The sequence below is a fragment of the Streptomyces sp. NPDC088261 genome (assembly GCF_044740805.1).
GTDB lineage: Bacteria > Actinomycetota > Actinomycetes > Streptomycetales > Streptomycetaceae > Streptomyces.
Map to the genome: position 1 here is coordinate 16,891 of NZ_JBIURL010000010.1, position 26,498 is coordinate 43,388.

Annotated in this window: 22 protein-coding genes; 5 read left to right on the forward strand and 17 right to left on the reverse strand. The window is 71.4% G+C overall.

Translation table 11 applies throughout. The annotated features are described in order from the left end of the window. Positions 1-70 precede the first annotated feature (70 nt). Positions 71-1,966 carry a phosphoenolpyruvate carboxykinase (GTP) gene (locus tag ACIODU_RS20165; protein ID WP_401769193.1) on the reverse strand — a complete coding sequence of 632 codons (1,896 nt, stop codon included), beginning with the start codon at positions 1,964-1,966 and terminating at the stop codon, positions 71-73. A gap of 257 nt (positions 1,967-2,223) precedes the next feature. Between ACIODU_RS20165 and ACIODU_RS20170 the strand changes: the two genes are divergently transcribed. Further along, positions 2,224-2,940: a hemolysin III family protein gene (locus ACIODU_RS20170; protein ID WP_356428083.1), complete on the forward strand. Its 717-nt coding sequence runs from the start codon at positions 2,224-2,226 to the stop codon at positions 2,938-2,940. A gap of 86 nt (positions 2,941-3,026) precedes the next feature. Next, on the forward strand, positions 3,027-3,665 hold the full coding sequence (locus tag ACIODU_RS20175; RefSeq protein WP_401769195.1) for a TetR/AcrR family transcriptional regulator: 639 nt from the start codon (positions 3,027-3,029) through the stop codon (positions 3,663-3,665). A gap of 27 nt (positions 3,666-3,692) precedes the next feature. Here ACIODU_RS20175 and ACIODU_RS20180 read toward each other — a convergent pair whose 3' ends face one another. From ACIODU_RS20180 to ACIODU_RS20230, 11 genes are all read right to left on the reverse strand, one after another. Continuing rightward, positions 3,693-5,093, reverse strand: coding sequence for an aldehyde dehydrogenase family protein (locus ACIODU_RS20180; RefSeq protein WP_401769197.1), 1,401 nt, complete (start codon positions 5,091-5,093; stop codon positions 3,693-3,695). An 11-nt stretch (positions 5,094-5,104) separates the two neighbouring features. Next, positions 5,105-6,865 carry an asparagine synthetase B family protein gene (locus ACIODU_RS20185; protein ID WP_401769198.1) on the reverse strand — a complete coding sequence of 587 codons (1,761 nt, stop codon included), beginning with the start codon at positions 6,863-6,865 and terminating at the stop codon, positions 5,105-5,107. Positions 6,866-6,952: 87 nt separating this feature from the next. After that, positions 6,953-7,495: a hypothetical protein gene (locus ACIODU_RS20190; protein WP_401769200.1), complete on the reverse strand. Its 543-nt coding sequence runs from the start codon at positions 7,493-7,495 to the stop codon at positions 6,953-6,955. A 91-nt stretch (positions 7,496-7,586) separates the two neighbouring features. Continuing rightward, entirely contained in the window at positions 7,587-8,453 is an 867-nt protein-coding gene (locus ACIODU_RS20195; protein WP_401769202.1) for a hypothetical protein, read from the reverse strand. 53 nt (positions 8,454-8,506) lie between these two features. Continuing rightward, positions 8,507-9,280, reverse strand: coding sequence for a cupin domain-containing protein (locus tag ACIODU_RS20200; protein WP_356428100.1), 774 nt, complete (start codon positions 9,278-9,280; stop codon positions 8,507-8,509). 156 nt (positions 9,281-9,436) lie between these two features. After that, on the reverse strand, positions 9,437-10,453 hold the full coding sequence (locus tag ACIODU_RS20205; protein ID WP_401769204.1) for a hypothetical protein: 1,017 nt from the start codon (positions 10,451-10,453) through the stop codon (positions 9,437-9,439). 189 nt (positions 10,454-10,642) lie between these two features. After that, a complete protein-coding gene (locus ACIODU_RS20210) occupies positions 10,643-13,087 on the reverse strand; it encodes a galactose oxidase-like domain-containing protein (protein WP_401769512.1) in 2,445 nt (814 codons plus the stop codon). 68 nt (positions 13,088-13,155) lie between these two features. Next, on the reverse strand, positions 13,156-14,400 hold the full coding sequence (locus ACIODU_RS20215) for a glycosyltransferase (protein ID WP_401769206.1): 1,245 nt from the start codon (positions 14,398-14,400) through the stop codon (positions 13,156-13,158). Further along, on the reverse strand, positions 14,397-16,091 hold the full coding sequence (locus ACIODU_RS20220; RefSeq protein ID WP_356428108.1) for a phospholipid carrier-dependent glycosyltransferase: 1,695 nt from the start codon (positions 16,089-16,091) through the stop codon (positions 14,397-14,399). The genes ACIODU_RS20215 and ACIODU_RS20220 overlap by 4 nt, the downstream gene beginning before the upstream one ends. Then, a complete protein-coding gene (locus ACIODU_RS20225; protein WP_356428111.1) occupies positions 16,088-17,344 on the reverse strand; it encodes a glycosyltransferase in 1,257 nt (418 codons plus the stop codon). The genes ACIODU_RS20220 and ACIODU_RS20225 overlap by 4 nt, the downstream gene beginning before the upstream one ends. A gap of 212 nt (positions 17,345-17,556) precedes the next feature. Next, the gene (locus ACIODU_RS20230; RefSeq protein WP_401769209.1) at positions 17,557-19,665 is read right to left on the reverse strand and encodes a thioredoxin domain-containing protein; all 2,109 of its coding nucleotides are present in this window, start codon (positions 19,663-19,665) and stop codon (positions 17,557-17,559) included. Between the two features lie 161 nt (positions 19,666-19,826). On the opposite strand from ACIODU_RS20230, the gene ACIODU_RS20235 reads away from it, so the two are divergent. Then, positions 19,827-20,393 (forward strand): Uma2 family endonuclease, encoded by a 567-nt coding sequence (locus ACIODU_RS20235; RefSeq protein ID WP_401769211.1) that lies wholly within the window; start codon positions 19,827-19,829, stop codon positions 20,391-20,393. Between the two features lie 113 nt (positions 20,394-20,506). Here ACIODU_RS20235 and ACIODU_RS20240 read toward each other — a convergent pair whose 3' ends face one another. Beyond that, complete coding sequence (locus ACIODU_RS20240; protein WP_401769213.1) at positions 20,507-20,797, reverse strand: hypothetical protein; 291 nt, start codon at positions 20,795-20,797, stop codon at positions 20,507-20,509. 1 nt (position 20,798) lies between these two features. Next, positions 20,799-21,680 carry a mycothiol conjugate amidase Mca gene (gene mca, locus ACIODU_RS20245; RefSeq protein ID WP_356428122.1) on the reverse strand — a complete coding sequence of 294 codons (882 nt, stop codon included), beginning with the start codon at positions 21,678-21,680 and terminating at the stop codon, positions 20,799-20,801. Between the two features lie 97 nt (positions 21,681-21,777). Here mca and ACIODU_RS20250 point away from each other — a divergent pair, with 97 nt between their 5' ends. Further along, on the forward strand, positions 21,778-22,179 hold the full coding sequence (locus ACIODU_RS20250) for a DUF4307 domain-containing protein (protein WP_356428125.1): 402 nt from the start codon (positions 21,778-21,780) through the stop codon (positions 22,177-22,179). Between the two features lie 214 nt (positions 22,180-22,393). Further along, positions 22,394-22,891 (forward strand): transcription elongation factor GreA, encoded by a 498-nt coding sequence (gene greA / locus ACIODU_RS20255; RefSeq protein WP_161310259.1) that lies wholly within the window; start codon positions 22,394-22,396, stop codon positions 22,889-22,891. 155 nt (positions 22,892-23,046) lie between these two features. Here the strand turns inward: greA and ACIODU_RS20260 are convergent, their stop codons facing one another. The 3 genes from ACIODU_RS20260 to ilvA form a co-directional block, all read right to left on the reverse strand. Then, positions 23,047-23,910, reverse strand: a complete 864-nt coding sequence (locus ACIODU_RS20260) for an ABC transporter permease (RefSeq protein ID WP_401769216.1) — start codon at positions 23,908-23,910, stop codon at positions 23,047-23,049. Continuing rightward, positions 23,907-24,926, reverse strand: coding sequence for an ATP-binding cassette domain-containing protein (locus ACIODU_RS20265; protein ID WP_356428130.1), 1,020 nt, complete (start codon positions 24,924-24,926; stop codon positions 23,907-23,909). The genes ACIODU_RS20260 and ACIODU_RS20265 overlap by 4 nt, the downstream gene beginning before the upstream one ends. A gap of 205 nt (positions 24,927-25,131) precedes the next feature. Further along, the gene (gene ilvA, locus ACIODU_RS20270) at positions 25,132-26,373 is read right to left on the reverse strand and encodes a threonine ammonia-lyase (protein WP_356428133.1); all 1,242 of its coding nucleotides are present in this window, start codon (positions 26,371-26,373) and stop codon (positions 25,132-25,134) included. Positions 26,374-26,498 lie beyond the last annotated feature (125 nt).

A 26,498-nucleotide genomic window follows, 5' to 3' on the forward strand; every position in this document is an offset into this window, starting at 1 on the left:
CCTCAAGCGACATGGAAAAGCCCCCGCCGGCCGTCGGGGTTGTGCTGGCCGGGCGGGGGTTTCGGCGGCGTCAGGTCAGGCGGTTCACCAGGGCGTCGTACTCGTCCCAGAGGGCCTTTGGCGTGTGGTCGCCGAAGGTGTTGAGGTGGCGGGGGATCAGGGATGCCTCGTCCCGCCAGACCTCCTTGTCCACCGAGAGGAGCAAGTCCAGCTGGGATTCGGAGAGTCGCAGGCCCTCCGTGTCCAGGGAGCTGCGGGTCGGGAGGATGCCGATGGGGGTTTCCACGCCTTCCGCCGTGCCCTCCAGGCGTTCCACGATCCACTTCAGGACGCGGCTGTTCTCGCCGAAGCCCGGCCACACGAAGTGGCCGTCGTCGTCCTTGCGGAACCAGTTCACGTAGTAGATCTTCGGCAGGAGCGCCGGGTCCTTGTCCTCCGCCACCTCCAGCCAATGGGCCATGTAGTCACCCATGTTGTAGCCGCAGAACGGCAGCATCGCGAAGGGGTCGCGGCGCAGTTCGCCGACCTTGCCCTCGGCCGCCGCCGTCTTCTCCGACGCCACGTTCGCGCCCAGGAAGACACCGTGCCGCCAGTCGAACGACTCCGTCACCAGGGGTACGGCGGAGGCGCGGCGGCCGCCGAAGAGGATCGCCGAGATCGGTACGCCCCGCGGGTCCTCCCACTCCGGCGCGATGATCGGGCACTGGCCCGCCGGGACGGTGAAGCGGGCGTTGGGGTGGGCGGCCGGGGTGTCCGACTCCGGTGTCCAGTCCTGGCCCTTCCAGTCGGTGAGGTGCGCGGGCGCCTCCTCCGTCATGCCCTCCCACCAGATGTCACCGTCGTCGGTGAGCGCCACGTTCGTGAAGACGGAGTTGCCCCACAGCGTCTTCATCGCGTTGGCGTTGGTGTGTTCGCCCGTGCCGGGCGCCACGCCGAAGAAGCCCGCCTCGGGGTTGATCGCGTACAGCCTGCCGTCCTCCCCGAACCGCATCCACGCGATGTCGTCGCCGATGGTCTCCACCGTCCACCCGGGGACGGTCGGCTCCAGCATCGCGAGGTTCGTCTTGCCGCACGCGGACGGGAACGCGGCCGCCACGTACTTCGACTCCCCCCGGGGCGGGGTGAGTTTGAGGATCAGCATGTGCTCCGCGAGCCACCCCTCGTCGCGCGCCATGACGGACGCGATGCGCAGCGCGTAACACTTCTTGCCCAGAAGGGCGTTGCCGCCGTAGCCGGAGCCGTACGACCAGATCTCGCGGTCCTCGGGGAAGTGCGAGATGTACTTGGTGGAGTTGCACGGCCACGGCACGTCCGCCTCGCCGGGGGCGAGCGGCGCGCCCAGCGTGTGGACGGCCTTGACGAAGTCGCCGTCCTCGCCCAGCTCTTGGAGTACGGCGCTGCCCATGCGGGTCATCGTGCGCATCGAGACGGCGACGTACGCGGAGTCGGTGATCTCGACGCCCATCGCCGAGAGCGGTGAACCGATCGGGCCCATGCAGAACGGCACGACGTACATCGTCCTGCCGCGCATCGCGCCCCGGAAGATCCCGTCCTCGCCGGCGAAGACGGCCCGCATCTCGGCGGGGGCCTTCCAGTGGTTGGTCGGGCCCGCGTCCTCCTCCTTCTCGGAGCAGATGAACGTACGGTCCTCGACGCGCGCCACGTCGGACGGGTCCGAGGCGGCGTAGTACGAGTTCGGCCGCTTGACGGCGTCGAGCTTGGTGAACGTGCCCTGGGCGACGAGCTCCCCGCACAGGCGCTCGTACTCCGCCTCGGATCCGTCGCACCAGACCACCCGGTCCGGCTGGGTGAGAGCGGCGATCTCCTCGACCCAGCGGTTCAGCTCACGGTGGGGGGACGGGGCGGTGGAGAGGGTGGAGACGGAGGTGCTGGGGGCCGGTGTCGGGAAGGCGGAGGAGGTGGAGGTGGAGGTGGAGGTGGAGGGAGCCGCGATGTCGCGCGCCACGATTGCTCCTAAAGGAGGGGTTTGAGTTGTCTGCCCCGTGGGGGCCTCGACCCGGACGACTTCGTAGCCCGCTCATCCGGTGCCGACCACACTCATTTGATCATCCGACGATAGCGCCCATCTGTCCATAGGGCCTCACATGTGAGCATGACCACTGCCGCGCGGCGCCCACCGGCGCCCGCGAGCCACCTCCTGGTCACCCACCCGCCCGCTTTGTACGGAAACGTAACCTACGGTGGCGTAGGTAGCATGACCGTATGACTCCCGCCGCACCCGACTCCTTCGCGAACCCCCCACAGCCCGCCGAAGGGGGACCGGTCGAGATCCAGCTGCCGAGCCCGGTCAAGCCCAAGCTGCGCGGCTGGCTGCACGCGGGCATGTTCCCCGCCGTCCTGGTCGCGGGAGTGACCCTGATCGTCCTGACGGACTCGGTACGGGCCCGGGTCGCCTGCGGGATCTACGTCCTGACCGCCTGCCTGCTCTTCGGCGTCAGCGCCATATACCACCGGGGTACGTGGGGGCCGCGCGGCGAAGCCGTCCTGCGCCGGCTCGACCACGCCAACATCTTCCTGATCATCGCGGGCACCTACACCCCGCTGACCATGCTGCTGCTCCCCGACGCGTCGGGCCGCGCCCTGCTCTGGGCCGTCTGGGTCGCCGCGCTGGCCGGCATAGCCTTCCGGGTGTTCTGGGTCGGCGCCCCGCGCTGGCTGTACACCCCCTGCTACATCGCGCTCGGCTGGGCCGCCGTCTTCTTCCTGCCCGACTTCATGCGGGCCGGCGGCATCGCCGTCCTCGTCCTGGTGATCGTCGGCGGGGTCCTCTACAGCGCGGGCGGGGTCATCTACGGCCTCAAGCGCCCGAACCCGTCACCGCGCTGGTTCGGCTTCCACGAGGTGTTCCACTCCCTCACCCTGGCCGCGTTTATCGTGCACTTCATCGGGATCTCGCTCGTCGCGTACGAGTACTCCTGATACAGGTAGTACTGATCCGCTGATACGGGTAGTACTGATCCGCTTGCTGACCGCCTCCTGATCCCCCTGCCCGGACAATGGGCTTCATGGCCGCCCCCACACACCACCCGCACCAGGACCCCCCGCCGCGCCCCGGCCTCCGCGAGCGCAAGAAGCTCAGGACCAGGGCCGGGATCCGCCGGGCCACCTACCGGCTCATCGCCGAGCAGGGGTACGAGGCGACCACCGTCGAGCAGATCGCGCGGGCGGCCGAGGTCTCCCCCTCCACGGTCTTCCGCTACTTCCCGGCCAAGGAGGACATCGTCCTCTCCGACGAGTACGACTCCGTCCTGGCGGCCGGGTTGCGCGCGCGGCCCGCCGGGGAGTCACCCTTCGACGCGTTGCGATTCGCCCTCACCGACGCCCTGCGCACGCTCCTGGCGGAGGACCGCGACGCGCTGGTCCAGCGCACCCGGCTGACGGTGGAGGTCCCCGCGATCCGCGCCCGGACGGCCGGGACCAGGGCGGTGACGGGCCGGCTGCTCACCGCCGTGCTGGCCGAGCGCACCGGCCGGGACGCCGGTGACCTGGAGCTGCGCGTCCTCACGGCGGCGGTCCTGGGCGCGCTCGGCGAGGCGACCCTCTCCTGGGGCGAGCGCGGCTGCCGCGACGACCTGCTCACCCTGGCCGAACGTGCGTTCGACACGCTGGAGAGCGGTCTACGGCTCCGAGAACGGCAGCCGTGACCGTACGTAACACCCGCCCTTCCCCCCTCACCCGAACCGGGGCGTCAGCCGTACCCTCGCCGTGATCGTCTTGGGCCGCTGGTACTCGTGCAGCGCCAGCGTGCTGAGATCCGTACCGTGCCCCGACGCCCCCCGGCCCCCGTGCGGCAGCTCCGCCGTCTGGACCAGGTGGCAGTTGAGCCACGCCTCCCCCGCGTTCAGCCGCGCCGCCAGGTCGAGCCCCGCCGCGATGTCCCGCGTCCACACGCTCGCGGCCAGCGCCTGCGGCACCCCGTTCGCCAGCGCGACGGCTGCCTCGACACTCTCCGCCGCCTGTACGGTCAGGAGCGGGCCGAACACCTCCTCCACCACCGCCGGATCGTCGTCGGGCAGCTCGGAGAGCACCCGCGCCGCACGCCAGTAGCCGCCCTCCTCCCCTTCCGCCGGGCCGAGTTGGCCGGCGGCCGACACCTTCGCCGCCGAGCGGGCGACGATACGGTCGTAACGCGCCGCCTGGTCCGCGTTGTTGAGCGGACCGAAGTCCCGCCCCGCCTCCCGCTCGCGCATCGCCCCGGCCAACTGGGCGACCACCGAAGCGTGGTTCTCGCGCAGGGTGATCACCCGGGCGGGTACGGCGCAGCTCTGCCCGGCGTTGTACGTGGTCGCCTCGGCCAGCTCCTTCCAGGTGTCCTCCGGGGCGTCCGGCAGGACCACCACCGGGCTGTTGCCGCCCAGTTCGAGGCTGACGCGCCGCGTGCCGGCCCGCGCCGCGACCTCCGCCCCGGCGACCGCGCTGCCGGTGAACGCGATCAGGTCCACGTCCGCCGCCACCAGCAGCCGCCCGGTGTCCCGGTCGCCCGGCAACGTCTGCACCACGCCGTCGCCGAGCGTTTCGCGCGCGTGCTCGGCGAGGAGCAGCAGCGAGTCGGGCGTCGTCTCGGCGGGCTTGACGACGACCGCGTTCCCGGCGGCGACGGCCGGGGCGCAGCGCCAAGCGGCCATCATCAGCGGGTAGTTCCAGGGCACGACCACGGCGGCGACCCCTAGGGGCTCCCAGCGGACCCAGCTCTCGTGGCCCGCGACCAGGCCGCCCGCCGCCGGGGAGGACTGGGTGCGCGCCGCCCAGGCGTAGAAGCGGAAGAGGTCCGCCGCGTTCTCCACCTCGCCGGCCGCCTCGTGGAACGGCTTGCCCGTGCCCGCCCGTTCGGCGGCGACGTACCGCTCCGCGTGCTCCTCGATCAGGCCCGCGAGGCGGTCGAGGCGCCGGGAGCGCTCTCTCGGCGTCAGGGCGCGCCAGCCCGCGTGGGCGAGGCGGCCGGCGGCGACCACGGCGGCGACGCGCCGCTGCCGCGCGGCGGCGGAGCTGCCCCGTACCTGTCCGGTACGGGGGTCGAGCAGCGGGACCGGTTCGGCGAAGTCGCCGTCCGCAACGCCCTGGGTGGCATCCATCGTGTCCTCCGTCAGCTGATGTCGTAGGCCCGCAGCCACAGTTCGAGGGTCAGTACGAGCCAGAGCTTGCCGCCCTGCCGGGGCAGCAGCGCGCCCTCGCCCCGCATCCACGCGCGGACGGTGTCCTCCCGGAAGAGCCCCCGGGCGCGCGCCTCCCGGCCGAGCAGCAGGTCACCGGCCAGTTCGCGCAGCGGCCCGCCGAGCCACTGCTGGACCGGGACCCGCATGCCGCTCTTGGGCCGGTCCACGACGGTGGCGGGCAGCAGGTCCCGTACGGCCTCCTTGAGCACCCACTTCTCCACCGCCCCGTTCAGTTTCCACCGGGGCGGCGTCGCGAACGCGTGGTCCACCACGCGGCGGTCGAAGAGCGGGGAGCGGCCCTGGACGGACTGCGAGGAGGTCAGCCGTTCGACCTTGGTGAGGATGTGGTGGGCGCCCTTGGTCCGCAGGTTGCAGTGGAGCAGCTGGTTGAGGAGGTGGTCCATCCGGCCGTCCCTGGGCGCGGGCCGCAGGTAGGGCGTGACGAAGCGCTGGGGCGCGGGGGCGGTGGCCAGGGCGTCCAGCGCGCCGGGGGTCAGCAGGTCGGGCAGGTCGGTGAAGCACTTGCGGTACGAGCGCAGGTACGCGGTCTCGCGCGCGTCCTCGGCCTCCCCGCCCGGCAGTTGGCGGCGGTGCATCTCGTTCACCAGCATCGGCAGGTTCTTCGGGCCGCCGAACACCGGGTCCCCGCCCTCCCCGTTGAGGACCACCCGCAGCCCGTCGCCCGCGACGGCCTCGGCGAGCATCAGATTGGGGACGGTCAGCGGGTCGCCCACCGGGCTGTCGAGCAGGGCCGCCGCCTCGGCGAGGCGCGCGGCGACCGCGTCCCCGGACACCGAGAGCACCTGGTGCCGGGTCCCGCAGTGGGCGGCGACGAGGCCCGAGTACCCCAATTCGTTGGGGAGTTCGGCGCCGAAGCTGATGGAGTACGTGTGCACGGGGTGCGCGTGCAGCTTGGCGGCGAGGGCGGTCACCAGCGAGCTGTCCACACCGCCGGAGAGCAGCACTCCCACGGCCTCGGCGTCGGGCAGCCGCATGGCGGTCGCCTCCTCCAGCAACTCCCGCAGCCGCAGGGCGTACGACTCGGCGGAAGCCGCTTCAGGTCCGAGTCTCTCCTCCGGCTCCCAGTAGTGCTCCTCCGCGACCGAGCCGTCGGCCGCGAGCCGCAGACAGCGGCCGGGCAGCACTTCCCGTACCCCTCGCAGCAGCGTCTCCTCACCGGGAAGGTAGGCGAAGGTGAGGAACGACCGTACGGCGGCCAGTTCGAGGCCCGTGCCGAGCGCGGGCCAGCGGCGCAGGGCCCGCAGCGAGGTCGAGGCGGCCCAGCAGTCCCCGGCGCGGGCGTAGAAGAGGGTACGGGCACCCACCTGGTCGCGGATCAGGACGAGTTGACCGTCCTCCTCCACGGCGAGCGCGAACATGCCCTCCGCCGCGAGGATCCCGGCCGCGCCGAGCCGCACCCAGCAGCGCAACAGCAGCTCCCCGTCCGGGCACTCGGGCGGGGCGGGCGCACCGGCCCCGGCGAGGGCGGCGAACAGCGCAGGCCGGTTGTGGAGCGTGACCTCACCGACGGCGGTACGCCCGTACGCGCTGAACGGGCCGGTGGCGTAACCGGGTTCGTCCTCGATCAGCGCCAGCGCGGGCGCGCCGTCGCGCACCGGGACGCCCATCGCCGCCAGTTGGTCCCTGGCCCGTCCGGGCTCCGCCGCCAGGCAGGCGCAGAACCGCGCCATGGTCACCTCTCCCGCTCGTCGTTCCGTACGTCCCCGAGGACCACCGCGAACCCGCCTTTCCGCAGGGCGCGTTCGGAGCCGGCCGGCTCACCCGAAGTCGTCGTCGTTCCAGCCGTCGCCGTCGTCGGAGTCCCAGTCGCCCGTGTCCACGTACCCGCCGCCGGAGTCCCCGCCCGACGAGCTCTGTGAGGCCTCCTGCCGCTGCCGCAGTTCCTCCTCCTCTTCGGGGGTGAGGCTCTCCGGCGGGAATTGGGCGGCGGTGACCGCGAGGGTGGCGAGGCCCAGTCCGCCGACCAGGGCGCCGACGCGCCCGCCGAAGGAACTCCGGTTCACCATGACCGTCTCGCCCTGGCCCCAGACCGTACGGCCGTAGCCGATGTCCCGGCCGTAGGTCACCCGCCCGTCCTCGTGGACCCGTTTGATGATGCGGTCGCCGAGGAGTTCGTCGGTGCCGGAGGCGCCGTGGTTGTCGCGCCAGCGCACCTTGGCGCCGTCGCGCCGCCGCCACTCCTGGCGCCCACGCTGGAAGTCGCCGTCGTAGTCGCCGTCTTCGGTGTCCGCGTAGACGCGGTAGACGGTGCCGTCGGCGAGCAGGCTGTCTCTGTAAGGGATTTCGCGTGGCCGGTTCATCGTCTCTGGTCCTCGGTTCGCCTGGTCCTCGTTCGCCTGGTCGTCGTCCGCCCGGTCCTCGGTTGGCCCGCTCGGTTTCCCGCCGGGGCGGTCAGTTCGCCGGCCAGGTCATGAACCCCGCCGTACGAAGCTCCCGCAGGCCCGTCCACATCGAGTGGTCGGGCGTGCGCGGCCCGCGCACCAGGCGCTGGACCGTACGGAGCAGCCGCGCCGGGTGCACGGCCTCCACCTCGGCCGAACGCCCCCGCGCCAGCCACTCCCGCTCGTGCCGGTCCAGCCCGGCCGGGAGCACGGCCTCGCGGGGAGACGCGCCCCCGTGCGGCACCGGCGCCGGGTCGCGCGCCGCGTTGAGCCGCATGGCGATCGCGTGGCGCGGGACGAGCCCCAGCGAGGCCACCCGTACCCCCGGATGGTCGGCGCGCAGGCGCGCGGTCAGCGCGATCCCGGCCACGCTCGCGTCGTGCAGGACATGGACCGTGGCGCCCTCCACCCGCGCGAGGCCAGCCAGCAGCCGGGGGTCGAGCGGCAGGTCGTCGGCGGCGAGCACGGGGCACGCGGCCTCCAGGTGCAGGTCGTTGGCGAGGAGCATGCGCGCAACGGAACGGCTCTGGCAGACGAGCAGACGGGGCAGGCCGTAGTCGTAGAGGTCGGGCTCGGGGGACGCATCGCCCGGCGCCCCAAAACCGGGCCCCGGATCCGGCCCCAGCAACCCCAGCAGCCCCGGCGCCTCACCCCGCCGCCGGGCCAGGGCCTCCTCGAACCGTTCGTACGGTACGGGCGGCGCCGGCGTGAACGGGAGCGCGCGCGGGACCCAGCCGACGGGACGTACCACCCGGCACAGCTCGTAGTACAGCTGCCGCTCGGTGAACAGGATCCGCCCGGGCGCCCCGGCGCGCGCGACGGCGGTGTCGAGCGCCCGGCCGAGGAGCCGCCCGCGCACGCCGGACGCACCGCGCACGCCGGGCGCGCCACCCCCGCCCCGTACACCCGCTCCCCCCGGCGCTCCCCCCGTCACCGAGGCCCCTCCAGCGCCGCCGCCACCCGCCGCAGCCCCGCCGCCAGGCGCTCGCGCACGGTGGTGGCCCCCACGCCCTCGACCCGCTGGACCCGTTCGATGTCCCGCAGGGCGGCCGCGAGCAGCCCGAAGTCCGTCCCGACGCGGCTGACCGTGCCCACGGCCCGGCGCGGTTCGCGCACGATGTCCTCGGTGGCCCGGCGTTCGGCCTCCGACGCCGTGATCGCGTAGTCCTCGTGGTCGATGCCGAAGCCGGTGTTGGCGGCGAGGATGTTCAGCGGGCGCCCGCCCCGGTTGGCGAAGGAGTGGGGCATCATCTCCGGGATCCGGATCATCGCCCCCGGGACCAGCCGGATCTCGGTGACCCGGCCGCGCGCGGCGTCGTACAGACCGCAGGACGCGTGCCCGAGGCTGAGAACGACGTGCTCGCCGCCGTGCGCGTGCGGGGTGAACGCGCTGCGCGGGCCGACCACTCCGAGTTTGAAGGTGGCGTTCGACGGGCGCTCCGGGGAGGTCCCCGCGTCCCCCACCAGGTAGTGGGCGAACTGCCCGTCGTCGATGAACGGCAGGAACTCCTCCCGCGGGCCCAGCTCCCGCGCCCCCTCCCGGTCCGCGAACAGCACCCGGCCGTCGGCGCCGAGCCGGAACACCTCCACGCCGAAGGGGAGGCGCTGGGCGAGCCGCTCCATGTCCCGCACCCCGCCCCGCGACCGGTTCCGCGGTCCCTGCTCCTGCCCCTGCCTGCCGGGGCCGACGTCCATGTGGGACATCAGCGTCCCCTCTCGTTCAGCTTGCCTGGTCCGGTACGAAGCTCATGCCGCGCCCCCGTCATGCCCGCGCCCCCCGTCGTGCGCGCCCCCGTCATGCCCGCGCCCCCGCCGTGCGCGCCCCTGTCACGCCCGCGTCCCCGTCATGCCGCGCCCCCGTCATGCCGCGCCCCCGTCCGGCCACGTGAGAAAGCCCAGCGCCTCGGCCTTGCGCCGGTCCGGGTCGCCCCCCGGGCCCGTGACCCGTTCGAGCACGGCCGAGACGGCCTTCAGGAGGGTCGCGGGCCGCACGCCGACCAGCGGGCTCCACCAGCCGTCGAGCAGCCAGACCAACTCCTCGGGCGTCAGCGCGCCGGCGGCTCGCAGCCGGGCGACGACCTCCGGCTGGGGGGCGGTCCCGTGGGCCACCACCGCGCCCGGCGCGTTCATGACGGCACGCGGGCGCAGTCCCGCGTCGACCACGCGCCGTCCCGGCAGCGCGTCCCGGGTGGCGAGCACCCGCGCGCTGCCGACGGCTCCCGCGTCGTGCAGCACGACGACGGGCACGTCGTCCGGGAGCGCCTGGACGGTGGTGGCGATCTCGACTCCGTACCGCCGCGGAATGCCGTTGGCGGCCAGGAAGGACGCCACGGCAAGGTCCGGGCAGAGGAGTCCGGCCCGAGGCTGTTCGGGGCGGGCCGTGCGGCGCAGGACCGCGTCGTCCACGATCCCGGGCGGCAGCTCGCCGTACGCGAACTTCCAGCGGGCCAGGGCCTGTTCGCGGAAGGGGCTCAGCGGGAGCGTGTCGTACCGCTTCCTGCCGTCCCGTACGTTCCCCACCGCGGCGATGACGGCCGCGACGGCGAGAAGCACACCGAACCCGGTCAGGATGTATCCCTCACCGCCGATGGCCACCCCCGCGACGGCCAGCCCGCCCCCGACCGGCAGCCCGAACGCCAGGCATCCGATCGCCGAGGGGACCCCGCTCCTGGGGCCGCGCACGGAGCCCAGCGTCCTGCGGGACAGCGCGAACCAGAGCTGGCTCTCGGTGACCTTCAACCGGCCGTTGTCGGTCAGCTTCGTGGCCACGCGCAGGAAGCGGGCGTCATGGAGCCGCAGGGAATTGGCCCTGGGCTCCAGGGCGAACGCCTTGTGGCACTTGGAGCAGGTGTAGGAAGGGCGTTCCTTGTAAAGCACGTTCTCCTGGCAGTGCGGGCATATCACCGCGGTCCCCCCGTCGGTCCGGTCCGTCGATCACAGCCACACCGTCACGGTGTCACGATCACGGCCACGATCGCCGCCCCATCGTAGGACCGTGCCCGGAACGCGGCCATAGGCGGACGTACGACTCCCGGTGGAAGCCGTCATGAACAACTGGCCCCGGTCTCAGGACCTGACGCTCTTCACGTCTCCCTTCCCGCACGCCAGGCCGTCCCTGTTCGGGTCGAGCCTGAGCGGGTCGTCCTTGCCGTTGACCTTCAGCCGGCCGTACTCGTTCGCCGCCAGCCAGGCGCAGCGCGCCTTCGTCGTCGCCTTCACCGTGTCGGGGAAGACGGTCGGGACGCAAACGTTCGCCGAGCCGTAGTGCCGGTCGCAGCCCGCGATCTGCTTGCTCACCGGCGCCGACGTCCGCTTCTTCTGCGGCTTCTTGGCGGGCTTCGCCAGGTCACCGGCGAAGTCGTGGACGTGGGCCGAGTCCGCCGCCTTCGCGGCGAGCGCCGGCGGGCCGCCCAGGTGCACCCACTTGGCGACGGAGGGAACGCCGTTCGCGTCGACCGCGAACAGCATGTACCAGCCGGGCGGCGCCAGATTGGGATTGCTCGTCACGTTCAGGTCGATGTTGTTCCCGTCGACCGTCAACGGCAGGTCCACGAACCGCTGGTTGGGATCCGACGAGTGCGTCACCGCCGCCGGCCGGATCAACTCCGCCTTGGCGATGGGCCGGTCGACCGTGATGCGCTGCGTGTCGCCGTACAGCCACTCGGTGTCGATCAGCGAAGTGATCCGCGGGCGCGGGCCCTTGAGCAGGTACGGCGGTGTGTAGAGCGAAACGGCGTGGTTCCAGGTGCCGTTGCCCGGGTTGTCGCCCGTCGTCATGACGCGGCCGTCGGGGAGCAGGAACGCGGACGAGTGGTAGCCGCGCGCCTCCGGGTCGGCCGTGACCGGGTCGAAGGTGTTGGTCACGGGGTCGAAGAGGGACGACTCGTACACCGGGTTGGCGCGGTTGTGCAGCGCCCCGCCCGTCTCCAGCACCTTGCCGTCGGGCAGCAGCACGGCGGAGCCGTACATCTTGCCCTGAGCGCCGGTCTGCGGCTGCGGCCCCGCGCCGAGGTCGACCGTGCCCTGGGGCAGCGGCGGCCCCGCGACGTACTGCGGGCTCGGCGCCTTGAGGTCGATCAGGTCGGTGATGCGGTTCGCCTCCGGGTTGGAGTCGATGTTGCCGCCGCCGATGGTCAGCACCCGCTGGTCCTGCGCGGGCGGCAGCAACACGCTGGCCGACTGGTCACGTTCGTCCTTGTTCCGCAGGCCGGGGATGTCCGTGACGGTGTTGGTGACGTAGTCGTAGACCGCGGATCCGGTGCCCGGGGTGCCGTTGCCGAAGACGTGGCTGCCGGAGTAGAAGAGGCGGCCGTCCTGCATGAGGATCATCGACGGGTAGAGACCCCAGTACGACCAGGTCTGGTTGACCTGCCAGAGCGGCAGCCACTGGTTCTGCGCGGCCGACCAGCGCTCGGCGGTGACCGATCCGCTGGAGTCCTCGCGCAGGCCGCCGAACGACAGCACGTCACCGTTGCCCATGACCGTCGCGGACGGGTACCAGTGGCCGTCGTTCAGGTCGTTGGTCCTGGTGTACGTCTCCGTGTCGGGGTCGAAGACGTACGAGTCCTTGAGCCCCTGGTAGCCGATCGTGCCGTCCGCCGACGGGTAGCCCTTGTTGCCGCTCATCACCAGCACCCGGCCGTCGGCCAGTTGGACGTGACCGGAGCAGAACATGTCGTCGGGGGTGGGGATCGTACGGTACGTGCCCGTCTCGGGGTCGTAGACAGCCGAGGTGAACGTACCGGCCTCGAAGTTCTCCGTGCTGTTGCCCGAGCCCGCGATGAGCAGGACCTTGCCGTTCTTGAGGACCACCGAATGCATCGAGCGCACCGGGTTGTCGGTGGGCAGGACCTCCCACCTGCCGTCGGCGCACTCCACGGTGGTGCCGGTGCAGGTCGGCTCCACGGTGGGCGGGGCGACCTCCTCCATGACGTAGTCGTCGGTGGTCACACTGCCCGTGCCGTACACGGAGACGCCCCAGGTGATCCGGTCGGTGCCGGGCGGGATCTCGGGGGTACGGACCTCCGCGCGCTGGTAACCGGCGCTCAGGTCAAGGGTTTTGAGGTCGGTCCAGTACTGCCAGCCGGCCGTGGTGTCGTGCCGGAAGAGCGTGACCGACACGTCGGGGGTGGTGGACTTGTACCAGAGCGAGAGGTCGTACTGCTTGTCGGGTTGCACGGCCGGGGCGCACGCCGCCGTCTCCGTGATCAGCGCCTTGCGGTCGCCGTCGGCCCGGCGGGTCAGCTCCACCTTGAGGGCCGTGGTGCCGGAGTGGGCGTCCGCGACGGTGGCGAAGGTGAAGTCGTTGTCGCCCCAGCCGGACTGCTCCCAGCAGTACGGCATGGTGTCGCCGCCCGTCCCGGCGGTCTCGAAGCCGGGGTTCTTGATGAGGTTCGTCCCGGCCGCCGCCGGCTGCTGGGCGCTGAGGAACAGCCCGGCGGTCAGCGCGGCGACGGCGAGCAGCGCGGTACGGCGCCGGGGGCGCGGGGGCGTACGGAAGCCGTTGCTCAGCCGCGTACGGAACGCGTTGCCCGCAGGCGTACGAAATCCCTTGCGGACACGGCTCGTTCTCGGAAACCTCACCGGCTGATCCTCTCCGTACGGGCACGCGCCACGGCCACCCGGCTCCGCGCCACCGTCCGCCCCGCCGCGGCACCCCGCCGCTCCCGCTTCGGCAGATACACCAGCGCCTCCGTCCCCGCGAACCGCAGGACGAACGTCGCCAGCAGCGCGCACGCCGTCGCCGTCAGCACCCCCATGGAGAACTGCGACACGAACAGCGCGATCAGCGGGATGCGCAGCAGCAGGTCGGCGTTGGCGAGCAGCGCGAAGCGGCCCACCCGGTCCGCCCAGTGCCGGTGGACCCGCCGGCTGCGGAAGAGCAGCACCTCGATGAGGACGAAGTTCCACAGCACACCGAACTGGTTGGCCAGCACCTCGGCCGGCAGGTAGTGCAGCCCGGCCGCCGTCAGTCCGGACAGCGCGAGCAGGTTCGGTACGAAACCGGTCAGCCCGATGAATCCGAAGGCCAGCATCCGGGCGACCGGTGAGGCCGTCCGCAGCTCCACCAGGTGGCGCAGGAAGCGCAGGCCCTCCTTGGCGGACGACTTGGACTCGCCGGCGAACCGGTCACGGAAGACGAACGGCACCTCGGTGGGCTGCTCGGGCCGGCACCGTACGGCCAGCTCCAGCAGGATCTTGTAGCCGAGCGGCCGCAGCGCGTCGGAGGTGACGGCGCTGCGCCGGATCGCGAAGAATCCGCTCATCGGGTCGCTGATGCCGCGCAGGCGCCCCGGGAAGACGCCCTTGGTGAGCCAGGTCGCGGCACGGGAGACGGCGACGCGGTAGCCGCCGGCCAGTCCCGCCCGGCTGCCGCCGTCGATGTAGCGGCTGGCGACGACGAGGTCCGCGGCCTCCCGCTCGCCCGCCGCGACCAGGTCGGGCACGAGCGCGGGCGGGTGCTGGAGGTCGGCGTCCATGACGACGATCCACTCGGAGCCCGCGGCCTTGAGGCCGACGACGACGGCTCCGCCGAGTCCGCCGTCCGGGGTCTCCCGGTGGATGACGCTGACGGGGAAGGGGCAGTCCTGCGCGGCGGCGGTGATCACCGCGGGTGTGTCGTCCGTCGAGTCGTCGACGAAGAGGACTTCGCAGGGCAGTCTGGCCGGGACGGCGTCGGTGAGCTGGCGCAGCAACTCCCGTACGTTCCCCGACTCGTTGAAGGTCGGGATGATGACGGTGACGGCTCCGGGCTCGGCCACGGCCGTCGCTTCCAGCTCCGGGTCGCCGAGCTCGCCGGCTCCGACGGGGGGAAGAATGCTCATCGCTTGCCTCCCACGATCTGCCGGATCTCGATCCGGTCCTCGCCCGCGCCGAACACGGCGACGGCGGTCGAATGGTTGAGGGCGTCCCGCACGTTGGGCAGGTCGCGCGCGTCGCGCCGTACGGTCGGGGAGGCGACGACGTAGTCGAGGTCGCGCCACCCTCCCGGCATGGTCCTGGTCACGGCGGGGTCGAGGTCCGCCTTGTAGAACCAGATCACGCCCAGACCCGGTTCGTACCCGGCGTGGACCAGGTCGAGCCACAGCGCGTCGTCGACCAGCACCCGGGCCGAGGACGGGTCGGGCACTTCCTTCGCCATCCACGAAGCGGCCGCCCGGTAGGGGGCGTTGGCGTCGGTGGTGATCGCGGTGTGGTTGCCCTCGTACCACCGCGGTACGACGTACACGAGCGAGGTCGCGGCGAGCACGGCGAGGGCCGTCCAGCGGGCGGCGGTCAGCGTGCGGCCCTCCTGGGGCCCGCGTCGTTTGCGCAGGATCGCGTGGGTGATGCTCGCGGCGCCGCCCGCCAGCACCAGGGCGAGGAACGGCAGCCCCTGGATGACGTACATCGCGGGCAGGTAGCCGGTCGGGCGCAGCGCGACGAGGGTGAGGATCACCACGGCGAGTGCCGGTCCGGCGAGCGCGCGGGCGGTGACGGACCAGCGCAGGGTGAGCATGAGCAGGACGGCGCCGGCGATCCCGCCGAGCGGCAGGATCCGGTCGTAGTAGAGCCAGGAGCGCAGGACGCCGTTGGAGCCCGTACCGCTGTCGAGTACGAATCCGGAGCCGGGGCGGCTCATCTGGTAGACGATGCCGTCCCACAGTGACACGTGCCCGGCGCCCGCCAGCAACTCCCCCTTGAGCAGGGCGAAGAGGGGGTACGACAGCCCGATCAGCGCGCACGCGGTGATGGCGCCCGTGAGTGCGAACTTACGGGTGTCGCGATGGCTGTGCCGCCACATCGTCAGCAGCAGTGCGGGCAGGATGACCAGCATGGTCTCCTTGGTGAGCACCGCGACGGCGGCGGCGAGGCCGGCGGCGAAGTGGTGCCAGAGGTGCCGGTTGGGCGACGCCGCGAGGCAGAACGCGAGCAGCATCCACATCACGGCGATGTTGTCGAGGAAGATCTCCCGCTGGAGCACCACGGACAGCGGGGACAGCCCGAACAGGACCATCGCCAGGCCGGCCGCCCAGCGCGGCAGCCACAGCCGGCGGGCGAGTATGTAGAGCAGAACGGCGCTGGCGGCGCTGACGACCAGCATCGAGAAGCGCATCGGCGCGACGGTCATCGACTCGGGTGAGACGAGCGACGGCAGCCAGGTCAGGAACGCGATCTGCATCCAGCCGAGCGGCGGATGGTCGTACCAGTACGTGTAGTGGGCGAGGCCCTTGCCCTCCTGGACGGCCCAGGCCTGGGCGAGGTAGGTGCCCTCGTCGTCGCTGAGGGTGGGGTAGTGCTGGATGTTCCAGCCCTGGACGATCAGGATCGCGACGAGCAGCACACCGCACAGCAGCAGGTCGGACCGCGAACTCCGGAACCGCACCACCGGGCGGACTGTGAGGTGCCGCTTGTTCCTTCTGCCGCCGTCGTGCTTCCCGCCGTCGTGCTTCGCGCCGCCGGGTCGTCCGGGGGCAGGCCTTCGCTGCGCGGGGACGGCCGTTTCTGGCGTCACCGCGGGGAGGGTGGAGGTCACGCGTGGACGTCCTCTCGGATGAGATGCGCGCCGACGTGACTGGTCAGCTCCCAGTCACCGCGCCCCCGCTGCTCGCGGTAGACGGCCCGGATCGCCGCGCCGGCGAGGAGTACCTGGTAGAAGGGGCCGCCGACGACGAGCTTCAGGTAGTGCCAGAAGCGGACGCGCAGCCCGTACTGCTTGCCGAAGTCGTGCAGCCCGACCACCTCGAAGACGAAGGTGACCATGGCGGTGACGAGCGGCAGGAAGGTGATGAAGGCGATCGCCACGGATACGTCGAGGAACAGCGCGATCGCCACGTTGAGCGGGATGACCACGCCGGTGAACGCCTGGAGGAACGGGGTCATGAGGGTGTAGCGGGCGAGCATCCGCTGGCCGGCCGTGGGGAGTTGCTTCCAGTCCTTCTTGCGGTAGACCTGGAGGAAGCCCTGGTTCCAGCGGGTGCGCTGCTTGAGCAGGGACATCAGGGAGCCCGGGGTCTCCTCCCGGGTCACCATGTCCGAGTCGTACGCGACGACGACCTTCTTGCCGACGCTGGAGAGCCGTACGCCCAGGTCGCAGTCCTCGGCGAGGCAGTGGGGATCCCAGCCGCCGGCCTCGCGCAGGACGTCGGTCCGTACGAAGACGGTGTTGCCGCCGAGCGGGATGAAGCCCTTCTGGGCGTGCAGGTGGAGCCTGCTGCGGAACCAGAAGAAGTATTCGAGGCAGTTGCGCAGGCTGTACCAGCTGGAGTGGAAGTTGATCAGCTGGACGCCGCCCTGGACCACGTCGGCGCCTGTGGTGCGGAAGGCGTGGTCGACGTGGGTGAGCAGCTCGGGGTGGACCTGGTCCTCGGCGTCGAAGACCCCGACGACCTCGCCGGTGCAGTACGGCAGGGCGGTGTTGAGCGCCTTCGGTTTGTTCTTCGCCTCGTGGGTGTCGACGACGACCCTGACCCGCCCGGGGTCGCGGGCCGCGGCGCGCTCGGCGACCTCGGCCGTCCCCGGGTCGTCGTGCCCGACGATGACGATGATCTCGAAGTCGGTGTGGCTGGACTCCAGCAACCGCTTGATGGTCTGCTCCAGCACCGCCTGTTCGTGACGGGCCGGCAGGAGCAGGGAGAACGAGCCCGCCCGGCCGCCGTCGGGCCGGTCGAAGCTGGTCGAGGCCAGCGTCTCCGGCGTTCTCCAGGCATGCATCTGCCACCACAGCGTGAACGCGGCCATCCAGAAAAGTGCAAGTGAAACGGTGGCAATGAACACGGACGTGACCACACGGCCCCCCTCGGCCTGGGCGCACCGCGGCAAGGCCCCCCTTGGCCGCCGGCTGCCCGTCAAACCCCCCGGGACGCAGGTCCCCCCTGCGTACCCCTTGTGTCTCTCGTGAAGAGACTAGGGGGGACCTGTGACGGTCGGAGGGCCGTTTTGGTGAATACTGCGTTTCAGGCCGATTCGCGTCGCGTCACAATCCGGCCACGGCCGGGGGCTTACCGGTCAAATGCCCCCAACTCGCCTTTGAGCGCGGCCACTTCGGTGGTCGGGGCGGCGCAGACGAAGTGCCGGCAGACGTAGGCGGCGGCCTGTCCCGCGACCAGCGGCCGGTCCGCGAGGAGGGGGAACTCGTCGCTGCCGGCCGTTCCGGCGGCCACGACCGCGCCGGGTGCGGTCGCCAGCAGGGCCGTACGGTGCAGCTCGGCCGTCCGCGCGTCGCCGGCGGGGCCGGAGGAGGAGCCGTCGGGGCCGGAGGAGGAGCCGTCGGGGCCGGAGGATGGTCCGACGACCGCGATCTCGCGCGGGCCGTCGAGGACCGCCTCGGCGACGGCGAGCCCCCAGCCGATGAAGCGCGGCGCGCGCGGGCCGAGGGCCTTCACCACACCCAACGCCCCTTCGGCGGCCGCCCGGTGGCGTGCGGAGCCGGTGTGGGCGGCGTACGAGAGCAGGGCGCCGGCGGCGGCCGTCCAGCCGGAAGGGGTCGCGTTGTCCGTCGGGTCCTGGGGGCGCCGGATGAGCCGTTCGGCGTCGTGGGCGGTGTCGTACAGCGTGCCGCGCCCGCCCTCGCCGTCCCGCGCGACGAACTGGTCCAGCACAATGTCCAGCAAGAAACCGGCGAATTCCAGCCACGCTCCCTCACCGGTCACCCCAGCCAGCGCGAGGAACCCTTCCGCCACATCGGCGTAGTCCTCCAGCACTCCGGCGTTGGCGCCGGCCGTGCCGTCCCTGGACGTACGGGCGAGCCGCGCGGCGTCGTCCATGTGCAGCCGTACGAGCAGGTCGGCGGCCTCGGTGGCGCGCTCCACCAGGTCGGGCCGGTCGAAGTACGCGCCGGTCTCGGCCAGCGCGGCGATCGCGAGCCCGTTCCAGGCGGCGACGATCTTGTCGTCGCGGCCGGGGCGGGGCCGTTCGTCACGCGCGTCGAGCAGCCGCCGCCGTACCCCCTCAACCTTCCCGGCGTCCACCACCCCTTCGCCCAGGGGCAGTTGAAGCACGGACGCCCCCTCCTCGAAGGTGCCCTCCTCGGTCACGCCGAAGTACCGGGCGGCGAACTCCCCGTCCGCGTCGCCCAGTACGTCGCGCAGCTGCTCCGGGGTCCAGACGTAGAACGCCCCCTCGACGTGCTTCCCGCTCGCCGGGTCCTCGCTGTCGGCGTCCAGCGCGGAGGCGAACCCGCCCTCGGCGGTGCGCAGTTCACGGACCATGAAGTCGGCGGTCTCGACGGCGACGCGGCGCGCCAGGTCGGATCCGGTGGCGCGCCAGAGGTGGGCGTACACGCGGCACAGCAGCGCGTTGTCGTAGAGCATCTTCTCGAAGTGGGGCACCACCCACTCCCGGTCCACCGAGTACCGGGCGAAGCCGCCGCCGAGCTGGTCGTAGATCCCGCCCCTGGCCATCGCCTCACAGGTGTCGGCGGCCATCTGGAGCGCGCCCTCGGCCCCCGTACGCCCGTGGTGGCGCAGCAGGAACTCCAGCACCATCGACGGCGGGAACTTGGGCGCGCCCCCGAACCCGCCGCGCCGCTCGTCGTACTCCCGGGTCAGCCCGAGCAGCGCCTGCGCCAGCTCCTCGTCCCCGGGAACCCCATCCCCACCCTGCGCGAGCGACCGCCCGGCCAGCTCCCCGACGATCCGCCCGGCCACCTCGGTGACCTCGTCCCGCCGCTCGGTCCAGGCGGAGGTCACCCCTTCGAGGACCTGCGGGAAGGAGGGCATGCCCTGGCGGGGCGCGGGCGGAAAGTACGTACCGAAGTAGAAGGGCTCCCCGTCGGCGTTCAGGAACACGGTCATGGGCCACCCGCCGTGCCCGGTGGCGGCCTGCACGGCCTCCATGTAGACGGCATCCACATCGGGCCGCTCCTCGCGGTCGACCTTGATGTTGACGAAGTGCCGGTTCATGTACGTGGCGGTGGTCGGGTCCTCGAAACTCTCGTGCGCCATGACGTGACACCAGTGGCAACTGCTGTACCCCACGCTGAGCAGCACCGGCACATCCCGCTTACGCGCCGCCGCGAACGCCTCCGGCGACCAGGGCCACCAGTCGACGGGGTTGTCGGCGTGCTGGAGGAGGTACGGAGAGGTCTCATGGGCGAGTCGGTTCACCATGCCCCCATCCTGCCCGAGGGCCGCGCCCCACAAGGCCCCCCGACACCGGGACGCGCCTCGCCGCCGACACCGCGCAGGCCGAGGCCCAGGCAGGTGCCGGACCGTACGATGGGCCGTGCGGCGCCGGAACCGCCAAGCATCCGGGCAGGAGGAGGGACGCCATGACCGCCGATATGGTCGCACCCGCGTGGATGCACGAGCAGATCACCGCGGAGCAGTACGACGCCTGGTCCGCGGAACAGTGCGCCGGCATCGAGATCGTGGACGGGATGGTCGTCGCGGGTCCGAGTGCGTCCAAACGGCACAACCGGCTGGCCCGGATCCTGGCCAATGCCCTGGACGCCGCCGCGGGACCCGAATGGAACGCCGACACGGACTTCGATGTCCGCCTGCAGGACGTGCCGCTCGTCAACCGGCGTCCGGATGTCGTCGTCTACCGGGCGGACACCATCGACCTCACGCCCACCCGCCCCGAGCACCTGCTCCTGGTGGTCGAGGTCGTGTCGCCGGGCTCCGAGACCACCGACCGAATCGTGAAGGTGGACCAGTACGCCAAGGCCGGCATCGCCTTCTACTGGCGCGTCGAACAGGCCGCGACCGGTGTTCCCCTCATCTACACCTACGTCCTCGACCCCGCCACCAGGGCCTACAGGGACGGCGAGATGTTCACCGGCACGATCAAGGCCGCCGTGCCCTTCTCCGTCATTGTCGACCTCGGGGCCATCTGACGGCGCCGGCAGATCTTTCCCTCACGGCTCGACCTGTTGACCGCGCACGCCACGCGAGGACGACCGGGTACGGGGCCGGTACGCGCCACGTGTGGGGCGCGGACCGGCTCCGGTTACTTCTTCTCGCCCGGCACCCGGTCCGCCGGCGCACCCGTGGCCGCCCCCGCGCCCACCGCGTCCGCCGGCTGATCCGCAGGCGCCGAAGCCGCCGGAGACGCCCCGTCCTCCGGCGCCTCCTTGAAGTCGACCTTCCCCATGTGCCGGTTCATCGACTTCATCAGCCACCACAGCCCCGCCGCCATCACCGCGAAGACGACGAAGCCGAGAACGCCGGGAGTCACCTTGTTCTCGTCGAGCTCCTGCGCGAGCGGAACAACGTGTGTCACTGCCTGGGTCGCATCCATATCAGGCATTGTCGCGGATGCCCGCGAAGAGGTCGCTCTCGGGGAGGGAGGTATCGACGAGCGACTTCGCCAGCTCGTACTCCTCGGTCGGCCAGACCTCCCGCTGGAGATCCATCGGCACCCGGAACCACCCGCCGTCCGGGTCGATCTGCGTGGCGTGCGCGATCAGCGCCTTGTCACGGATCTCGAAGAAGTCCGCGCACGGGACGTGCGTGGTCAGCGTCCGCGCCTTGCGCTCGAACTCGTCCCAGCGCGCCAGCCAGTCCCCGTACGGCGACTCCAGGCCGCGCGCCTCCAGCGCCTCGTGCAACGCGACCGTGCGCTGGAGGTTGAAGCCCTGGTTGTAGTAGAGCTTCCGCGGCTGCCAGACCGGGCCGAACTCCGCCTCGGGGTACTTCTCGGTGTCCGTGGCGCCGTCGAACGCGATCACCGAGATGGTGTGCGTCATGATGTGGTCCGGGTGCGGGTACCCGCCGTTCTCGTCGTACGTCGTGATGACCTGCGGCCGGAACGAGCGGATCAGCCGGACGAGCCGCCCCGCCGCCACGTCCGCGTCCTCCAGGGCGAAGCACCCCTCGGGCAGCGGCGGCAGCGGGTCGCCCTCGGGCAGCCCCGAGTCGACGAACCCGAGCCACTCCTGCTTCACGCCGAGGATCTCGCGCGCCTCGGCCATCTCCTTCTTGCGCACCTCGTGGATGTGCTCCTCGATGTAGGAGTCCCCCTGGAGCTTGGGGTTGAGGATGGAGCCGCGCTCGCCTCCGGTGCAGGTCACGACCAGCACGTCCACCCCCTCGGACACGTACTTGGCCATGGTGGCGGCGCCCTTGCTCGACTCGTCGTCGGGGTGGGCGTGGACGGCCATCAGTCGCAGCTGGTCAGTCAAGACTCGATCCTCAGTGATTCGTCGCATCAGGCGGCTTCTATAGTGACGGATATCGGGGGGAGGAAATTCCGGCCGCCCGACTCCGGGAGGAACGACCATGGCTGTGGTACGCGAGCAGCTTCCCCAGGGACGTTACGGCCGCTCGGCCGACCAGCGCGCCGACCGCCGCCTGAGGATCACCGGCGCCGTCCTCGGAGCGCTCGCGGTGGTCCTGCTCGGCTGGTACGGCTACCACTCCATCGCCGGGCAGAGTGTCTCCGGCGAGCTCATCAAGTTCAAGCGGGTTTCCGCCACCTCCGTCGAGGCGCACCTCGAAGTCCGCAAGAAGCGGGACGCCACCGGTACGTGCACCCTGCGCTCGCTCGCCGAGAGCGGCGCCGAGGTCGGCCGCAAGGAGGTCCGCTTCACCAAGGGTGAGACGCGGGTCGACGAGGTCGTCACGATCAGGACGACCGAGAGCGCCACCGCCACGGAACTCGTGGGCTGCACGACCGACTGACGCGCCGGCCGCGAGCAGGGCCGGCGGCCCCCGCGACGGCCCGTTCCGACCCACCGCACCTTACGGCTCTGACCTGCGGTGATGTATTTCTGATGGCATTCGTCCTCCCCCTTACGCCCTGAAATTGTTAGGCTCGTGGTTTCGCCCCACCGAGAAGGCACAATCTTCTGGGTAGGGCGTTGCTTTGTATTCCCAGTACCTACGAGGAGCACCTGTGACCCAGACCAGCGAGAACGTGACCTGGCTCACCCAGGACGCGTACAACCAGCTGAAGGCCGAGCTGGACTACCTGTCTGGTCCCGCCCGCACCGAGATCGCCAAGAAGATCGAGGCTGCTCGCGAGGAGGGCGACCTGCGGGAGAACGGCGGGTACCACGCGGCCAAGGAGGAGCAGGGCAAGCAGGAGCTCCGGGTCCGACAGCTGACCCAGCTCCTCCAGAAGGCGAAGGTCGGCGAGGCGCCCGCGGACGACGGGGTGGTCGAGCCGGGCATGGTGGTGACCATCGCGTTCGACGGCGACGCCGACGACACGGTGACCTTCCTCATGGCGTCGCGCGAATACGCGAGCGCCGACATCGAGACGTACTCCCCGCAGTCCCCGCTGGGCTCGGGTGTGAACGGCAAGAAGGTCGGCGACGACGCGGAGTACGAACTGCCCAACGGCAAGAAGGCCGCGGTGAAGATCCTCGCGGCCAAGCCCTACCAGGGCTGAGCGCGACACGAACGCGAGCAGGGCCTTACCGCGTCACACGAGGTGACGGGGCAAGGCCCTGCTGTGCGCAGAAGGTCGGCTGTACGAGGGATCAGCTGTACGAGGGATCAGCTGTATGAGGGATCATCTGTACGACGGGTCAGCTGTACGACGGGTCAGACCGACGCCGACCGGTACTTCCGTACCGCCAGCGTCCGGAACACCACGATGATCAGGATCGACCAGACCACCGAGGCCCACACCGGATGCTCCATCGGCCACGCCGTGGAGGTCGAGACCCCCGGGTTCCCGAACAGCACCCGGCACGCCTGCACGGTGGCGCTGAACGGATTCCAGTCGGCGATGTGCCGCAGCCACGGCGTCATCTGGCTGGAGTCCACGAAGGCGTTCGAGATGAACGTGACGGGGAACAGCCAGATGATCCCGCCCGAGGTGGCAGCCTCCGGCGTCCGTACCGACAGACCGATGAGCGCGCCGATCCAGGTGAACGCGTACCCCAGCAGGAGGAGCAGGCCGAAGGCGCCCAGGACCCGCCCGAAGTTGGTCGGTTCCGCGGAGCCGGTGCGCCAGCCCACGATCAGCGCGACGATCGCGAGGACGAGCAGCGTGATGCACGTCTGTACGAGGTCGGCGACGGTACGTCCCGTCATCACCGCGCCCCGCGCCATCGGCAGCGAGCGGAACCGGTCGACCAGTCCCTTCTGCATGTCGTCCGCGATGCCGGCCGCGGATCCCGCGGTGGCGAACGTGACGGTCTGCGCGAAGATCCCCGCCATCAGGAAGTCCTTGTAGACATTGGCGTTCGTGGTGTTGCCCACCTGGATGGACCCGCCGAAGACGTACGTGAAGAGGACCACGAACATCACCGGCTGGATGATCCCGAACAGGACCACCTCGGGGATCCGGGTCATGCGGATCAGGTTCCTGCGGGCGATGACCAGGGAGTCCCCGGCCGACTGGATGATCCCGCCGCGCGGCCGGGGGGCCGTGGTCCGCGGTGCGTCGGTGGTGGCGGTCACTTCCCGGCCTCCTTGGTGGTGGTGTCGCTGCTCGCGGGGTCGTCGCCGGTGCTGTCGGCGCTGGGGCCGTCACTCGCGTGGCCGGTGAGCGAGATGAAGACGTCGTCGAGCGTCGGCCGGCGCAGCCCGATGTCGTCGATCTCGACGCCCCGGCCGTCCAGCTCCCTGATGACCTCGGCGAGCAGCTTGGCGCCGCCGGTGACCGGGACGGTCAGCTTGCGGGTGTGCTCGGCGACCGCGACGAGTTCCTCGCCGCCCTTGCCGAAGGCCGCCAGGACCGTACGGGTCGGCCCGATCTGGTCCTGTTCGTGTACGACGACCTCGACGCGCTCGCCGCCGGTCTGGGCCTTGAGCTGGTCGGCGGTGCCGCGCGCGATGACCTGGCCGTGGTCGATGACGCAGATGTCGTGGGCGAGGTGGTCGGCCTCCTCCAGATACTGCGTGGTGAGCAGCAGGGTCGTACCGCCCGCGACCAGTTCCTGGATGATCCCCCACAACTGCTGGCGGTTGCGCGGGTCGAGTCCGGTGGTCGGCTCGTCCATGAACATCACGGGCGGCGAGACCACGAGCGCGGCGGCGAGGTCGAGCCGCCTGCGCATGCCGCCCGAGTAGGTCTTGGTCGTACGGTCGGCCGCGTCGGTGAGGTTGAAGCGCTCCAGCAATTCGTCCGCGCGGACCTTCGCGGCCTTGGAACGCATCTGGTAGAGCTGCCCGACCATCCGCAGGTTCTCGCGGCCCGTCAGGTATTCGTCGACGGCCGCGAACTGCCCGGACAGGCCGATGGACCTGCGGACCTCGTTCGGATACTTCACGACGTCGATGCCCGCGACCTCGGCACGGCCGCTGTCGGGCTGGAGAAGGGTGGTGAGGACCCGTACGGCGGTGGTCTTGCCCGCGCCGTTCGGTCCGAGGAGCCCGAGGACCGTGCCTTCGGGGACGTCGAGATCGACGCCGTCCAGAGCTCGTACGTCGCCGAAAGTCTTCACCAGGCCTTCGGCGTAGATGGCGCCTGGCATGTGGGTTCTCCCGAGTGGAGTGAAATGGCGGTGCTCTGCGTACGCAGAGCCTAGGGCGCCCGGGCCTCCCGGCGCCCGGAATATCACCAACGGGCCCGGACAGGATCGGGTCGGAGCCGGAACATTAACGCGATATATCGCGAGTCACAAGCGGTTCCGGCACATCCGGCGCATCCGGCGCATCGTGGAGCCGACGGCGCGGCCGTCAGCCGAGAATGGTGTATCCCGCCGCCCGCAACGCCTGCGCGACCGCCGCGCAGTGCGCGGGCCCCTTCGTCTCCAGGTGCACCTCGACGTCCGCCTCCGTCAGCCCCAGCTTCGGATCGGTCCGTACGTGACTCACGTCGAGGACGTTCGCGTCGGCCACCGACAGCACCCCGAGCATCGTCGCGAGCGCCCCCGGGCGGTCCGTCACCCGCAGCCGCAGACTCAGATAGCGGCCCGCCGCCGCCATGCCGTGCCGCAGGATCCGCTGCATCAGCAACGGGTCCACGTTGCCGCCCGACAGCACCGCGACCACCGGCCCCCGGAACGCCTCAGGGGCGCTCAGCAGGGCCGCCACCGGGCTCGCCCCGGCCGGCTCCACCACCATCTTCGCCCGCTCCAGACAGAGCAGCAGCGCACTGGACAGCTCGTCCTCGGAGACCGTACGGATCTCGTCCACCAGCTCCCGCACCAGCGGGAAGGTCAGGTCGCCGGGGCGTCCCACCTTGATGCCGTCCGCCATCGTCAGCTGCGACCCGATCGACATCGGCCGGCCCGCCCGCAGCGAGGGCGGATACGCGGCCGCGCCCTCCGCCTGGACACCGATCACCCTCACGTCGGGGCGCAGCGCCTTCACCGCGAGCGCGATGCCCGCGACGAGCCCGCCGCCGCCGAGGCCGACGACGATCGTCCGTACCTCCGGGCACTGCTCCAGGATCTCCAGGCCGACCGTGCCCTGACCGGCAATGATGTCCGGGTGGTCGAAGGGGTGGATGAAGACCGCGCCGGTCGCCTCGGCGTACTCCTCGGCGGCGGCCAGCGTCTCGTCCACGACCTGGCCGTGCAGCCGCACCTCCGCGCCGTACTCCCGGGTGGCCGCGACCTTCGGCAGCGGCGCGGCCAGCGGCATGAACACCGTCGAGCGCACCCCCAGCAGCGTGGAGGCCAGGGCGACCCCCTGCGCGTGATTGCCCGCGCTGGCCGCGACCACCCCGGCCGCGCGCTCCTCGGGGGAGAGGCCGGCGATCCGGACGTACGCGCCCCGCAGCTTGAAGGAACCGGTCCGCTGAAGGTTCTCGCACTTGAACAGGACCGGGGCGCCGACCAGTTCGGTCAGGTGCCTGCTGCCCTCGACCGGGGTGGTCCTGGCCACCCCCGCGAGCATCTTCCGCGCCCCCCGGACGTCGTCGAGGATCACGGCGCGCGCGGGGCCTGCGGTGAAGCGGGACGGACCGAAGCTCATGCGGGCCAGTCTCGCAGCTCCCCGGCGTATGGGTGTCCGGTTCCCGCCGTCCCGCGGGCGCGGGGTCCCGTCCCGGAACCTGCCCCCGACGACGGGTTTCCGCAGGACAGGTACGGTCCGGGGTG